The 14,737-nt window shown below is 74.1% G+C and carries 9 protein-coding genes; 2 read left to right on the top strand and 7 right to left on the bottom strand.

Features of this window, described 5'->3' with window-relative positions; all coding sequences use genetic code 11:
• Nucleotides 1-131: 131 nt before the first annotated feature.
• Nucleotides 132-3,803, bottom strand: a complete 3,672-nt coding sequence (locus tag J3473_RS16165; RefSeq protein WP_207024931.1) for a PKD domain-containing protein — start codon at nucleotides 3,801-3,803, stop codon at nucleotides 132-134.
• 230 nt (nucleotides 3,804-4,033) lie between these two features.
• Here J3473_RS16165 and J3473_RS16170 point away from each other — a divergent pair, with 230 nt between their 5' ends.
• On the top strand, nucleotides 4,034-5,041 hold the full coding sequence (locus J3473_RS16170) for a glycoside hydrolase family 26 protein (protein WP_207024932.1): 1,008 nt from the start codon (nucleotides 4,034-4,036) through the stop codon (nucleotides 5,039-5,041).
• 1 nt (nucleotide 5,042) lies between these two features.
• On the opposite strand, the gene J3473_RS16175 is transcribed toward J3473_RS16170, so the two are convergent.
• The 4 genes from J3473_RS16175 to J3473_RS16190 are packed head-to-tail and all read right to left on the bottom strand — an operon-like array spanning nucleotide 5,043 to nucleotide 11,977.
• On the bottom strand, nucleotides 5,043-6,608 hold the full coding sequence (locus tag J3473_RS16175) for an oligosaccharide flippase family protein (protein WP_207024933.1): 1,566 nt from the start codon (nucleotides 6,606-6,608) through the stop codon (nucleotides 5,043-5,045).
• Nucleotides 6,598-7,824, bottom strand: a complete 1,227-nt coding sequence (locus J3473_RS16180) for a hypothetical protein (RefSeq protein WP_207024934.1) — start codon at nucleotides 7,822-7,824, stop codon at nucleotides 6,598-6,600. The genes J3473_RS16175 and J3473_RS16180 overlap by 11 nt, the downstream gene beginning before the upstream one ends.
• Complete coding sequence (locus J3473_RS16185; protein ID WP_030528898.1) at nucleotides 7,821-9,368, bottom strand: Wzz/FepE/Etk N-terminal domain-containing protein; 1,548 nt, start codon at nucleotides 9,366-9,368, stop codon at nucleotides 7,821-7,823. Before J3473_RS16185 ends, J3473_RS16180 begins: the two co-directional genes overlap by 4 nt.
• Nucleotides 9,365-11,977 (bottom strand): hypothetical protein, encoded by a 2,613-nt coding sequence (locus J3473_RS16190; protein ID WP_207024935.1) that lies wholly within the window; start codon nucleotides 11,975-11,977, stop codon nucleotides 9,365-9,367. The genes J3473_RS16185 and J3473_RS16190 overlap by 4 nt, the downstream gene beginning before the upstream one ends.
• 146 nt (nucleotides 11,978-12,123) lie before the next feature.
• Here J3473_RS16190 and J3473_RS16195 point away from each other — a divergent pair, with 146 nt between their 5' ends.
• A complete protein-coding gene (locus J3473_RS16195; RefSeq protein ID WP_207024936.1) occupies nucleotides 12,124-13,065 on the top strand; it encodes a glycosyltransferase in 942 nt (313 codons plus the stop codon).
• A 23-nt stretch (nucleotides 13,066-13,088) separates the two neighbouring features.
• Here J3473_RS16195 and J3473_RS16200 read toward each other — a convergent pair whose 3' ends face one another.
• Together J3473_RS16200 and J3473_RS19820 are read right to left on the bottom strand one after the other, a co-directional pair.
• The gene (locus J3473_RS16200) at nucleotides 13,089-13,991 is read right to left on the bottom strand and encodes a sulfotransferase (RefSeq protein ID WP_207024937.1); all 903 of its coding nucleotides are present in this window, start codon (nucleotides 13,989-13,991) and stop codon (nucleotides 13,089-13,091) included.
• Nucleotides 13,992-14,033: 42 nt separating this feature from the next.
• A complete protein-coding gene (locus J3473_RS19820; RefSeq protein WP_368857119.1) occupies nucleotides 14,034-14,729 on the bottom strand; it encodes a glycosyltransferase in 696 nt (231 codons plus the stop codon).
• Nucleotides 14,730-14,737: the final 8 nt, after the last annotated feature.

Here is a 14,737-nt window from a genome sequence, read left to right on the forward strand (position 1 = left end):
CGTCCTCCCCCGACCCGCGGCTCCCTCTCCGACGGCCCGCACGCCGCTGCGGCGCCGCATGATCCGCGCCCGGACGTGCGGACGGGGCCGGCTCCCGCAGGAGCCGACCCCGTCCGGTCGATCCGGTGGCCTCAGCCCGCCGGGTGGAGCACGACCGTCCAGAGGGCGGTCTTGTCGCTCGTGGAGTTGCTCGTGGCGGTGACCCCGCCGACCTGACCGGCCGTGACCGGCCCGCCGGAGTCGGCGACCAGGACGCTGAACCGGGTACCCCCGGTGGCCTCGGTCTGCTCGAGCCGTGAGGTGACCGACGTCGGGAGCACCCAGTCGGTCGTGGTCGCGGACTTGTCGGACCAGTAGCTGACCACCCAGTCACCCGCCTGCGCCGTCGTCGTCGGCGTCGTGTGGGTGCTCGTCCCCGAGTCCCCGGTACGAACCGCGACCGGGAGGGCGCCGCCGACGTTGCGGTAGACCGCGACCGAGAGGTTGCCGAGGCGGAACCCGGTCGAGTCGTCGACCCGCACGGCCTTGCCCGCGTCGCCCGCCTCGGCCTGCTTGCGCCAGAGCGTCGAGCGGATGGTGCCGTTGACGAAGGTGTCGACCTGCGTCCAGCCGGTGACCCCGGTCGGCCCCGTCCACGTGACGGAGGACGGCGTGGTCAGCCACAGGAGCATCGTGTCGCCGACCTGGGTGGTCGCCGGCACGGTGGCCGCCTTGAACTTCGCCGCACCCGCCGCGGAGCTGGCCGCCCCGACGAAGGACGCCGGGTTGGTCGGCGCCGGCACGGTGACCGTGACCGACTTGGTGACGGTGTTGCTCCCGCCACGGTCGTCGGTGACGGTGAGCCCCACCGAGTAGGTGCCGCTCGCGACGTACTGGTGGCTCGGCGAGGCGGTCGTCGCCGTCCCGCCGTCCCCGAAGGTCCAGGCGTAGGACGCGATGGTGCCGTCCGGGTCGGAGGACCCGGTGCCGTCGAAGCCGCACGTCCCGTCGGTGCACGACGAGGTGAACGACGCCGTGGGCAGGACGTTGGCCGGCTGGGCCGCGACGGTGACGCTGCGCGTCGTCGTCCCGGTGGCGCCCTGGTTGTCCGTCACGGTGAGGGTGACCGTGTAGGTCCCCGCCGCCGCGTAGGTGTACGACGGGTTCTGCGACGTCGACGTGCCGCCGTCACCGAAGGACCAGGAGTAGCCCGTGACCGTCCCGTCCGTGTCCGTCCCGGTGCCCGCGAAGCCGCAGGCGAGGAAGGTGCACGAGGGCGTGCCGATCGAGGCCGTCGGACGCTCGTTCGCCGGCGGGCCGCCGTAGAGGAACAGCGAGCGGTTGCGCCAGTCGACCCCGTCGACGCCGGCGCCGCTGACCTTGGTCGGCGACCCGGAGACGGCCGAGCCGTCGAACGGCACCGAGTAGAGCGCGCCGTCCGTCGAGCTGGCGTAGTAGAGCTTGCCACCGCTCACGAACATCCCGTCGGCGGCGGCGAACCCGACGCTCGAGGTGACCGTGCGCACGCGCTCGTCCATGATGCCGCTGTCCGGCGAGAACCACCGGGCGTACAGGGTGTTGTCGTTCTTCAGCGTGTAGTACATCCAGCCGGCCGAGTAGGTCATGCCGGTCACGCTGTTGAGCTGGCCGTACAGCGAGGGCACCGCACCGTTGTAGGTGCCGCCCAGGTTGTTGTCGACGTCCTTCCACTTCGGGTCGTTGTACGGGTTGACCGTGACGTCGGCGCCGAAGGTCGTGCCGTCGAACGTCCGGCGGTGGAGGAACCCGTCCGTCGAGCCGTAGAACAGCGTCGAGCCGACCATGAACGCGCCGCGGGTCGAGGCCCAGGGCACGCCACCCGTGGGCTCGGTGCGGGGAGCCCCGCTCGTGCCCGTCGTGGTGAGCGGGACCGAGGCGAGCCCGTCGGTCGGGGGCGTCGGGGTGACGTCCGTGCGGATGATCTCGATGCCGTTGACGAGCGGGTTCTCGACGACGTGCGAGAAGTCGATGTTCACCGTGCCGTCGGAGACCTTGTCGAAGGCCTTCATCGTGCCCTTCTGGTCACCGACGCTCGCGACGATGTCGAAGTTGCTCAGCACCTGGGTGCCGTCGAGGGCCACGTTGAACGAGCGCTTGCCCGCCGTGTTCGTGCACGAGCAGCGGTTGGCGAAGTAGAGCCGCACCTGGATCGGTGTGCCCGCGGCGACCGGGAAGGCCCACTGCATCGCGGGGCTGTCGTTGGGCGACCAGCGCTCGCTGTCGAAGATGGCACCCGGCGTGGAGGCCGGGACCGTGGCGTCGACGGTGCGGTTGCTGTCCCAGCCCGCCGCGTTGCTGTTGCTGTTGCGGAAGGTGCTGGCGCCGCTGTCGTCGGTCCAGTCGGGGCCGGTGTCGGAGGACGGGACGCTGCCACCACCGGCGTTGACGCGGTAGAGGACGTTCGTCGAGCCTCCGGTCGAGCCGCCGAGGAAGACCCGGCCCGGCAGCGAGCCGGTCGCGGTCGTGTGCAGCTGCGTCCTGCCGTAGGGGAAGAACACGATGCGTGGACGCTTGTACTGCCGGTTGCCGACCCAGATCGAGTTGGACCCCATGTAGAGGCCCTCGGGCGTGGCGAGCAGCGCGTAGACCGCGACGCCGGCGGGGTTGCGGCCCGGGTTCCACGACAGCGGACGGCCGCTGATCGGGTCGAGGGCGACGATGCCGGGGCGCGGGACGGCGCCCGGGCCGGCGTAGTCGACGCCGGTCGGGTTGTTGGCCCAGCGCTGGTGACCGCCGACGAAGACCGCGTTCGTCGTGATCGCGTTCTCCCAGTTGGTGTCACCGCCGGACTCCGACACCCAGGTGGGCTGGGCGTCCGTGGAGGCGGTGTCGGTCTCGAAGCGGCTGGCCGCGTCGCAGAGGGTGCCGCGCACGCCGCCGCCGGTGCCGCTGACGACGAAGAAGGAGTAGTCGGGCGAGAACGAGACGTCGCGCACCCAGCTGTCGAAGGCCCAGTTGAAGCACTGGTCGCTCAGCCGGTTGGTGTTCCAGGCGGTGCGCACGGCCGCGGTCGCGCCGAGGTCGACCTGCACGATCTGGTCGCGCAGGAGCCCGTCGGCGTACTTGAAGTTGCCGACCGCCACCATCCGCGAGCCGTCCGCCGTGACGTCGAGCGCGACGACGCCGGTCCACCCCTGGGCCCCCGACCCGGTGTCGTTGTGGTGCCCCGTGAGCTGGACGTTCATGTACGGGTCGATGGCGCCGTTGGACAGGGCCAGGCTCGCGAGCCCGGCGTGGTCCTTGGCCGCCACCTTCGTGAAGGTCCCACCGATGTACACGCGGTTGCCGCGCACGACGATGTCGTTGACGAAGCCGAAGTTGTTGGTCGGCGGGTTCCACGACGCGACGGCCTGCCCGGTCGTCAGGTCGAGGAGGGCGATGTCGCGGCGGGTCGCCCCGCCGGCGCTCGTGAAGTCGCCGCCGACGAAGACCGTCGTGGCCGTCGGGCCCGGGTGCACGGCGTAGACCGGCCCGTTGACGTTGAAGTTCACCGGGCTGAGCGCCCCGGTGGACTGGTTGAACGCGGCGACGTTCGAGCGGGCGACCCCACCGATCGTCGTGAACGTCCCTCCGATGACCATCGTGGACCCGACCTTGGCGATCGAGCGCACGTCACCGTCGTCGACCGACGGGGTGGCCGTGGAGGGCACCTCGTCGACCATCGCGGAGGCCGTGGGCGGAGGGGCGGAGGGCACGGTCGCCGAGGCAGCCGGCGCGGACGTCACGAGTCCGGCCAGCACCAAGGACGCGATGCCCACGAAGGCCCCGATGGGGTTACCTTTCATGGAGTTCTCCCTGCACTGCTCCACGCGCAGCGGCGAGCCGCTGAAAGGTCCCCTGCAGACCCCGCGCCCCCGAATGGTGACACGCCCCCCGGCATTCGGGAAGCAGAATGCGTCAATTCGGTCACGGTTGCGTGTCGGGCAGCTCTCAGGGTCCGCACCGGTCACGCCGCACCGAGGTCGCTGGCCTACGCTCGGCGGACGACTCCGGGACCGGCGGGATGGAGACCTTCATGCGGGGCAGGGCGTTCCTGGCCGTCGTCGCGCTGCTCGCGGTGGCGTCCCTCGGCGGCTGCCGCCTGCCGTGGCAGTGCCCGCTCGGCGACGACGGACGTCCGAGCTGCGGGGGCGTCCTCCTCGGCACCACGACCGAGCGGCCCGAGAACGCGCTGCTCGCCGCCGCCGACGACTACGCCGGCCGGCCCTTCGGCATGGTCTACCGCTTCCACGAGATCGACGAGGCCTTCCCCACGGACGAGGAGCGGGCGATCGTGGCCTCCGGGCGGTTGCTGCACCTGTCGGTCGACACGCGCACCGGCAGCTCCCGCGAGGACCTCTCGTGGTCCGCGGTGGCCGAGGGGCGGCACGACGCCGAGCTCGAGGCGCAGGGACGGGCCATCGCGGCGCTGCGCGCGCCGGTCCTCGTCACCTACGAGCACGAGATGGACCAGGCGTCCAAGGCGGCCCTCGGCGGCCCCGAGGACTTCGTCGCGGCGTGGCGGCACGTCCACGACGTCTACGAGCGCGCCGGGGCCACCAACGTCGTCTGGGTCTGGGTCGCCTCCGGGACGGTCCCCACCCTGGAGCGGGCCAGCCGCATGTGGCCGGGCAACGACGTCGTCGACTGGATCAGCTGGGACGTCTACAACCCGGCCGGGTGCCGCGCGGACCGGCTCTCGACGGACCGCCACGTGTCCTTCGAGGAGTCCTTCTCGGTGTTCGACGACTGGTTGCGCCAGAACGGCCCCGGCCTCGGCATCGACGTCACCAAGCCGAAGATGGTCAGCGAGACCGGCAGCGTCGTGTACCCGGACGACCCGGCCCTGACCGCCCGCTGGTACGCCGAGATGCCGGACGTGCTGCGCCGCCACCCGGACGTCGTGGCGGTCGGCCTGTGGGACCACACCGGCATCGCGAGCTGCGACTACCGCTTCAGCGCGGTCCCCGCCCTCCGGCCCGCCATCCGCGCCCTCGCCGCCTCCGACGTGTTCGCCGAGCTCGACGTCCGACCCGTCCGCTGACTCAGCGGCGCCGCCGGGAGCGCAGCGCGGACGCCAGCTCGGTGAGGCCCAGGCGGCGCCGGAGGACGGCGCAGCCGGCCACGTACAGCACCCCGGCGACGAGCAGCCCGACACCGAACGCCGCGAGGTCGTCGCCCATGAGGACGCGGACGGCCGCCAGGGGCGCCCCGGCCGCCACGAGACCGAGCAGGGCCGCGGTCACCGTCGGTGCGCCGAACGGGTGCAGGCGCAGGGCCGAGGTGACCTGGGCGAGGGCGAGCAGGTTGCGCAGCACGATCGCGGCCGCCCACCCGACGGCGGCCCCGACGATGCCGTACCGCGGGATGAGCACGACGTCGAGACCGATCTGGACCCCCAGGCCGAGCAGGGTGTTGACGAGGGTCCACGTCGTCCGTCCGGACATCGTGAGCACCACCTCGACCATCCCGAGGAGCGAGGAGAGCATGAGCGAGACCGCGAGGATCACCACGACGCTCGCGCCGGCGTCGTAGTCGCCGCCGAAGATGTGGACGACCGTCGTCGAGAAGGCCGCGAGGGCGAGGTAGAGCGGCCAGGTCATCAGCACCAGCCACGCGGTGGAGGACCGGTACAGCTCGCCCACCGCGTCGCGGTCGTCGACGGCGAGGTGCTCCGCGAAGCGCGGCTGCGCCGCGAGCGTGACCGCCTGGCTGCCCATCTGCCCGGCGACGACGAAGCGCGTGGCCGCCGCGTAGACGGCGGCCGGGACGGCGCCGGCCAGGGCGGCGACGAGGACGATGTCGAGGCGCTGCATCGCCATCTGCGCCACCGCCATGATGGCGCGCGGCCACGTGAACGACCAGAACTCGCGCCCCCGCCGCCCGCTGTCGCCGGGCCGCGCCGTGCGCGAGAGCAGCCGGCGGGCCCACACCGTGCCGATGGCGGCCGTGACGACGTAGCTCGCCGCCCAGCCCCCCACCGCCCCGGAGGGACCGAGGGTGAGGGTCGCGAGCGCGACGAGGGCCAGCTGCGCCACCGGCCGGACCACCAGCGTGACGACGGCCGTCGGGCGCATCGTCCCGAGGCCGCGCGTGGCGGAGACCGCGAGGTTCTCGACCGAGGCGACGAGGAGGAAGGGGGCGAGGACGCGGACGGCGGTCGCCGTGGCCTCGGGCTGGTCGTCGCTGATCAGTCGCCCGACCGCGGGCGCCGCGACGACGAACGCGACCGAGAGCACGAGCGTCCAGGCGAGGACGGGGACGGCGGCGGCCCTCAGGTGGGCGTGCACGTCGCCCGGTCGGCCGAGCGCCCGCACGCGGGAGAGGAAGTAGACCAGCCCCGTGTTCGTACCGAGCTGGGCCACGGTGACCACGACGAGGAAGCCCGAGGTGGTGGCGAAGAAGACACCGGCCTCGGTCTGGGGCAGCGCCCGGGCCACGACGACGGTCAGGGCGAAGCCGACGACGGCGTTGACGACGGCACCCGCCAGGTTGGCGGCGCCGCCGCGGGCCACGCCGGCCGCGCCCCTGCCGGTGGCGGCGACGGGGACGTCGGCGGCGTCGTCGGGCGCGAGGTCCACCGGCGAGGCGCCGACGTCCTTACCGGCCACCGGGCCACCGTCCGGCGGTGAGTCCGGCGAGCGAGGGCTCGAGCCACTCCTCGAGCCGCGAGAGCCGCGTCTGGTGGTCGCCGGTCTCGAGGTACCCGAGGGCCAGCTCGACGAGGTAGAGGGCGAGGACGAGCGCGGGGTCCGCCGGCGACCAGGGCGCGAGCAGCCCGTCGGCCTCGCGCTCGAGCTCGGCGACGGCGGCGCGAGGGTGCACGCCGCGGACGACGACGAGCTCCTGCAGGCGGTGGTGGAGGAGGTCGCTGCCGGCCGACACCGGACCCCCGTGGCCCTCCCAGTCCCACACCGCGAGCCGGCCGTCGGCCTGCGCCATGTTCCAGGGGGCGAAGTCGCCGTGCCACGACGCCCACGGGACCGGGGTCCCGTCGGCCCCGGCCGCGATCAGGGCCAGGGTGCGGTCGAGCACCTGCCCCGGACCGGACGCGGGGAGCCGGCGCACCCGGTCCACGAGGTCGCTCCAGGGCCCCTGCGCTCCCACGGGCGACCGGACGGTGTCGTCGAGCCCGGCCAGCTCGACCGCCGCGGCGGACACCAGCGACGGCGTCACCGTCCCGCGGCCGCCCACCGGGGACTGCACGAGCACCGACAGACCCTCCCACTCCTCGTGGGCGAGCACCGTGGGCACCACCAGGTGGTGCAGCTCCACCCGCCCGAGCCGCCCGAGGACGGCTGCCTCGTGGTCGACGAGGGCACGGGTCGTGGCGTCGACGCCGACCTTGGCGAACGCCAGCGTCGAGCCGTCGTCGCCGAGCACCCGCAGGACGGGCTTCTGCAGCGCACGGACGCGCCCCACGCCCATCGCGAGGGTCACCGGCCGGCCGAGGACCTCCTCGAGGAGGGTGTCGAGGGCCGGCGCTCCCGGTCGGGGCGCCACGACGAGGTGCGGCAGCAGGCCGAGCAGGCCGCTGCGGGCGGCGCGGCCGAGGAGCGACACCGCCACGCCCCGGGCACCGCCACCGCCGAGTCCGGACACCACGGCGCCGGCAGCCGCGCGGTTCCGGGTCGGGACGAGCAGCCGCGGGTCGGCCGCCCGGGGGACGAGCGCCCACGCGCGGGCGTCGGCGTGCCGTGGCCGCCGGCCGACCGTGACCGAGGCGCCGGGGTACATGGACCCGACGACCCCGCGGACGTACTCCAGGCCCGGACGGCCGGCCCGCGGGCCGGCCGTCGTCGGATGCCGTGCGGCAGAGCTGCTCACGCGCCGCCCTTGGCCACCCGCAGGTCCTCGGACCCGGCGACGGGAGCGGTGTCCTCGACCTGCTTGGCGACGACCGGAGCCTCGTGCTCGCGCCGCGCGTACTGGACGCTGACGAGCCCGAGGACGGAGATGCCGAGGTGGCCGACGCGGCGCACCGTCCGGCGGACGTCGTCACGCAGCGAGCGACGGTCCGCGGCCACGAGGACCACCCCCGTGGAGGCCAGGGCCAGCTCGTTGGTCTCGGAGAGGCTGATGACGGGCGCGGCCACGACGACGTACTCGTGCCGGGCGGCCAGGTGGTCCAGCACCTCGCGCAGGCGGTTGCTCGCCAGCTGCTCGCGGATCGACCGACCGACGGAGCCGCCCGTGACGACGTGGTAGCCGCCCCAGGCCTCGGCGACCGGGACGCGGACGGGACCGCTGTCGGCGATGGCGTCGGCGAGCCCGTAGCCGCCCTCCACGCCCGTCAGCTCCTCGATCGAGCCGTCGGCGAGCGTCGCGTCGACGAGGCAGACCGAGTGGCCGCTCACCGCGATGCTCGTCGCGAGGTTGACCGCGACGCGGTGGCCGGCCCGCTCGAGGGTCTCGTCGAGACCCGCGACGACGACGACCGCGGGGGCCGGCGCCTGGGCGAAGAGCGAGGCACGGACGCCGCGGTAGGCGTCGGCCAGGGCCCCGCCGTCCTTGGTGACGATGCCCTGGTTGCCGTTGCCGAGACCGGCGGGGACCAGCCCCATGACGGACAGCGACTCGACGTCGGCGTCGGCGGCCGAGCGGATGTGGTCATCGGTGCGCTCGCGCCAGATGGCGAGACCGAGGCCCAGCACGAGGCCGAGGAGCACGGCGACGACGACGAGGAGGACGACCGGCAGGCCGTCCTTCGCCGTGGCCAGGGACGCGGGCGTGACGACCGTACCCGGGGCGACGGGCGTCGCCTCGAGCGTCCCGATCTGGTCCTGCAGCGTGGCGAGGCGGTTGGTGTAGAGCTGCACCTGGGCGACGGCCTCCGCGGAGGGGTCCGTGCCGCCCGCCGAGGCGGCGGCCTTCTTCAGCCCCGCCGAGGCGGTGTCGGACTGCTGCTTGAGCAGGTCGAGCTGGCCGGTCACGTTGGACTCCGCCTGGTTGCGGCGGTACTGCAGGAGGGCGTCGGCGTAGGCCGACGCGAAGCGCTGCGCCGTGCGCGGCGAGTCCCCCGTGTACTCGATGCGCACGATCTGGGTGTTCGGCGGCACCGACACCTCGACCTCGGACGCGGCGGCCTCGATCTTCTCGCGCATCGCCACGGCGACGATGTCCGCGACCGGCGGGGACTTCACGAGCCCGGCCTCGGTCTGCATGGCGACGTTGATCTGGTCACCGCTGCGGGAGGAGTCGGTGGTCAGCGCGTTGCCCGGCGTCGGGTTGAGCAGGACGTCGGTGGTCGACGTGTAGGCGACCGGGAGCCGCAGGACGACGAGCGCCCCGAGGGCACCGACGAGGAGCGCCGTGAGCACGATCGTGCGCCACCGGTTCCTCATCGCGTCGGCCAGCAGGCCGAGTCTCACTTCTTCGGTGGGAAGGGACTCCACTGGAGTTCCTTTCTGTTGGGAGTGATGGCTGCGCGGACCCGGGCACCCCAGCCCGGGCGACGGCGCTGGAGCAGGACGACCCCGACGACGTCGAGGTTGCTCCGACGGAGGCGGGCGACGCGTCGTCGCAGCCGTCCGAGGCGGGTGGAGGACGTGGCGACGACGATGACGTCGTCGTCGCTGCCGAGGCGGTGGACCGACTCCCGGCGCCGGTCCTGGTGGGCGTACCCGTCGAGGAGCTCGGCGACGAGGAGGGCCCGTGGGTCCTCCCCGACGGCGAGGACGGTGGCCGGCGAGTGCAGGCGGACGGCGTCGACGGCCGCGGCCCACGCGAGCTCGTGGTCGACGTAGGTGCGGCCGTCGGCGGTGACCGACCGGTCGGGCAGGGTCGCGAGGAGCGGGACCTCGGCGGCTCCGGACAGGTCGCGGACCCGGGCGATCCGGGCGCCCACGAGACCGCGCACCCGCGCGAGGAGCAGGCCGACGAGCAGCCCCGCGAACAGCCCGGTCCCGGCGGACACGACCATGGCGTCGCGTGACACGCTGACGCTGGGCGGACGCACCACCGTCCCGGCCTCGAGGGGCATGACGGCGGCGCGGGCTCCCTGGCCGGCGGCGCGGCCGGCCTTGTCGAGGAGGACTCCCCGCGTCTCGTCGAGCACGCGGAGGGTGGTGCGGTCGCCGGCCTCCTTGAGCTGGTCGAGCGAGCCGTCGACCGTGCTGATGGCCGCGATGCCCGAGGTGTACCGCGCGTCGAACTGCGCCACGGCGTCCTTGCGCTCGTCCTCGAGCAGGGCCCCCCGCAGGCGCAGGACGGTGTCGCCCGCCGCGTCGATGGCGGCGAGGGCGGCGCCGGGCTCGCTGCCGGCGTAGCGCAGGTTGAGGATGCGCGAGTTGGGGTCGGCGGAGACGTAGAGGTCGTCCGGGTCGATGGGGTGCTCGGCCGCTGCCGCCATCGCCGTCGTCACCTGCGTGTCCCTCGCCAGCTGGGCGAGCGTGTCGAGGGTGGCCTCGCGGCCGACGTCGGCGAGCTCGGACTCGCGGGGGACGACGATGCTCACCGTCGCCACCGACTGCGGGCCCTGCGCGAGCTGGTAGGCGACCCCGCCACCCAGCCCGGCGACGGAGGCCAGGACGAGCAGGAGGGCGTGGCGCCGGACGAGGCCGACGTAGCCGCCGAGGGTGTACTCGTCGTCCGGGCGCAGGCGGCTCGCGGCGCGCCGCCGCTCGTCGTCCGCACGCCAGATGAGGCCGACGGCGATGAGCGCGGCCACGGTCGAGATCCCGATCGAGTCGTAGAAGGGCAGGGTGACGGCCTGCGCCACCAGCACGCACACCCCGAGCGTCGCGGTGCGCGAGGGCAGCCGGAGCCCGCGCAGCAGCCACAGCCCGAGGAAGGACAGGTAGAAGACGAGCCCGACGACGCCCTGCGAGTACAGGACGAGCCAGACCTGCCCCTGCGTCCCCAGCGCGGGCGGCGTGCACAGGGGACAGCTCGGCGAGGTCCCTCCCGCGATCGAGTAGAACGAGCTCACGGCGTCGCGGGTCGACCCGAAGCCGATGACCGGGGACCCCTCGACGACGCTCTCGACGGTGAGCGTCGCGAGCGTGGCCCGCCCGTCGTTGCTCGTCGGGTTGTCGAGCCGGGACTGGACGAGCGCCCCGAGCGGGCTGAAGAGCACGACGCCGGCCAGCACGGTGACCGCTGCCGCGAGCGCCACGACGGAGCGCAGCCGGCCGTGCGCCGCCGAGCGCAGCGCCACGGTCGCGGCCATCGCGACCACCGCGATCCACATCCCGCGGTTGAGCGACAGCACACCGGGCACCGTCGCGAGCGCGAGGACGGGCAGCGCGAGGCGGCGGCGCCACCCGGCGTCGGGGCCGAACCAGGCGTGGAGGAAGAACGGGAGGAAGCAGGCGAAGTTCAGTCCCCAGATGTTGGCGTAGCTGAACGGCGCGCTCGGCCGGGGGTGGGACGTGACCGCCTGCGCGTAGTCCTGCACGACCTCCGGGTGGACGAGGAACTCGATGAACTGGACCTGCGTGAGACCACGCGGCAGGGCCATCTCGAGGACCGACGGGAACGCGAGCTGGGGCAGGAGGATCCCGAGCCAGCCCCCGGCCACGATCGTGAGGAACATCGCAGCGCCGGCCCGGGCGATGCGCGTCGTGGTCAGGTGCTCCCGGACGGCCCCGATGTAGACGAGGACGACCGTGGCGGAGGCGTACCACCCGAAGCGGTAGGCCCAGGAGAGGTAGCGGCCCATCGACGTCTCCGGCACGGTGTGCGGCGCCACGACCTGCAGGACGATGACCCCGGCCACCACCCAGAGGAGGAAGAGCAGCCACGTGCCCGTGCCCCGGGGGACGCGCAGCCGGCGCATCCGCACCATCTCGAGGACCATGACGACGGCGAAGACGTGGCCGACGAAGCTGCTGATGCCGAGCACCCACCACAGGGGGAAGCCCACGAGCATCCAGACGAGGGGCCACCCCGGGCGCAGGGCTCCGGACCGACGGACCGCGGGAGCGGTCGCCGGTGCGGGCAGCGGCGGGCGGAGTGCGCGGAGTGGGGTGACCGTCACGGCCGGCGGCCTCCGCCCCAGGAGGAGGTCCACCGACGCAGGATGACACGAACCGGGGCCCCGCGTCCGACGGTCTTGACTACAGTGGCGCAGCCGGAGGCGGCCCGACCGGGGCGAGCCCCGGACGACGACGAGGAGCGGCCGCGATGCAGCCGAACGGCGCAGGGGACGACGCCACGCAGTGGCCCGACGTGGGCGTGGTGCTCGCGACGCACAACCGCCCGCAGCTGATGCGCGAGGCCCTCGCCTCGATCCTCGGGCAGGACTACCCCGGCCGGATCCGCGTCCAGCTCGTCTACGACCGGAGCGAGCCCGAGACCGAGCTCGAGTCGGCGGAGCCGGGGCGCGAGGTCGCGGTGACCGTCAACCACCGCACGCCGGGACTCGCCGGCGCGCGCAACACCGGCGTGCTGGCGCTGGACACCGAGCTCGTCGCGTTCTGCGACGACGACGACGTCTGGCTGGAGGGCAAGCTCCGCCGGCAGGTCGAGCTCCTGGTGGGCTCTGCCGGAGCCGAGTTCGTGACCACGGCCATGCGCGTGGACTACGGCGACCGCAGCACGGTGCGCCTCGCGGAGCGCGACGTCATCACGGTGGGCGACATGGCCCGCTCGCGGATGGCGATGCTGCACTCGTCGTCGTTCGTCTTCCGACGGGACGCCATGCTCGACCGCTTCGGGCTCGTCGACGAGACCCTCCCCCGCAGCATGGCCGAGGACTGGGACCTGCTGCTGCGCGCGGCGCGCAGCGCGCCGATCGTCCACGTCGACGAGCCGCTCGTGGGCATCCGCTGGGGTGCCAGCTCCTACTTCAACGACGCGTGGCGCGACAAGAACGAGGCCCACGCGTGGCTGCTCGCGAACCACCCGGAGATCGAGGCCGACACGATCGGCGCCGGGCTGCAGTACGGCAAGCTCGCCTTCGGCCACGCGGTCCTCGGCGAGCGGCGCGAGGCGCTGCGCTGGACGTGGCGCTGCGCCCGTCGCAACCCCCGCGAGCGTCGATGGGTCCTGGCGCTGCTCGTCTGCGCGGGCGTCTCGGGCGAGTGGATCCAGCGCGAGCTGAACCGCCGCGGCCACGGCGTCTGAGCCCCGGCCGCAGGACGCGGGCGTCACCGCTGCCCGTCCCGACTGGTCGTCGTCGCGGCGTCGACCAGGAGCCGGACGGGCGCGGTGATGTCCTCGATGTCCCGGATCTCCGTCTCGGACAGGCGTCGACGCCACGACGTGGCCGCCTCGGCCGGCGAGCGGTCGAAGTTGTGGAGCTTGGTCGCCGCCTGCTCCGTCGCCCCCTCGCGCCCGAGCTCGGCGTCGACGGCGGCGCTCCACCCGAGCCCCAGCTCGTCGAAGAGCCGCGCGCAGGCGTCCCGCTCGGTGGCGAGGTCCTCGTGCGCCACGACGAGAGTGCCCGGCGCGCGTGACAGGTCGGCGACGGCCATCGCGTAGAGCGCCGACCAGAACCAGCCCATCGCCACCGCGCCGTCGAGGGCCGCACCCGCCGGCAGGTGCGGGACCTCGGGGTCGGAGGCGTCCCGCGTGGCGCGGTAGCGCTCGACGACGGGCCGGATCTCCTCGACGTCGGGCAGCCATCCCATGCGGCGGTAGCTGACGAGCATCGCGCCGGGGTGCCGGTGGATGACGACCGGCCGGGCCCCGGTCACCCGGTGGACCGCCGGCACGGAGAGGACCGCGAAGGGGTCCTTGACGACGAGCGTGCTCCACGGGAGGGGGGCCGCCCAGCGACGCACCCCGTAGCGGCTGTAGACCATCGGGGTCGTCGCCGTGTAGGCCCGCCGCAGCGCCCGGGCCTGCGCGGCGGTCGGCTCCTCCAGGCGCGTCCAGCCGTCGACGGTGCGCCCGAGGGCGTACTGCCGGCGCCCGCGCGTGTTCATCGGCTCGCGGCCGGCGAGCGCCCCGTTGGTCGAGAGCGCGAGGAGGCGCGCCAGCCACGTCGTCCCCGAGCGGGGCATCCCCGTGACGAGGACGGGACGAGCGGTCATCCGGGGGCGCGGCACCGGCCCATTGTGGGGCCGCCGGGTCTCGACGGTGTCCATCGCTCAGCCCTGGAGGACGAACGGACGAGGAGCGGCCGCCCTCCGCACACCGGCGGCGGACGCGGCGACGAGGTCGTGCTCGTCGAGGTCGGCCACCTCGCGACCGAGGGCGATGCCGCGCTCGTCGAGGTGGCGGCCGATCAGCTGCTGGTGGTCGTCGACGTGCTCGCCGTGCGAGGCACGGCGCGGGAGCAGGACGGGGACCCGCCCCGCGTCGAGGGCCACGAGCGCGGACCCGACACCGGCGTGCGCGACGACGAGGTCCGCCTCGCGGACGGCCTGGCGCAGCTCGGGGGCCGGCACGCGGTCGCGGCCCGCGATGCCGAGCCCGGTCACGTCGGTGGCCCCGGTCTGCCAGAGCACCTCGACGTCCGGGGCGCACACCCTGGGGAGCAGCGCGTCGAGCCGCTCGACGGCGCGCCGGAACCCGTAGGTGCGCATCGTCCCGAGGGTGACGACGACCTTCGACGGGGAGCGCTGCGGACGGTCGTCCGCGCGCTCGAAGCCGTCGAAGAGCGACCCCCCGTAGGTCCAGCGCCCCGAGGCGCCCCCCCGGGTACTGCGTGTAGAGCCGCACCCCCGGGACCCGCTCGAGCACGCGACCCGTGGCGCTCGGGGCCTCGGCCCGCGCGGCGCTCTCGATGTAGTGGCACGGCAGGCCCCGCACCCGGGCCGCGGCGAAGAACGGCACGGCGACACCCGCCCCC

Source organism: Phycicoccus sp. DTK01 (assembly GCF_017312765.1).
Lineage (GTDB): Bacteria > Actinomycetota > Actinomycetes > Actinomycetales > Dermatophilaceae > Phycicoccus > Phycicoccus jejuensis.

Bases quoted from the DNA above. Each gene is read 5' to 3' on its own strand.
- J3473_RS16165 (WP_207024931.1), bottom strand. From the start codon at position 3,803: ATGAAAGGTAACCCCATCGGGGCCTTCGTGGGCATCGCGTCCTTGGTG.
- J3473_RS16170 (WP_207024932.1), top strand. From the start codon at position 4,034: ATGCGGGGCAGGGCGTTCCTGGCCGTCGTCGCGCTGCTCGCGGTGGCG.
- J3473_RS16195 (WP_207024936.1), top strand. From the start codon at position 12,124: ATGCAGCCGAACGGCGCAGGGGACGACGCCACGCAGTGGCCCGACGTG.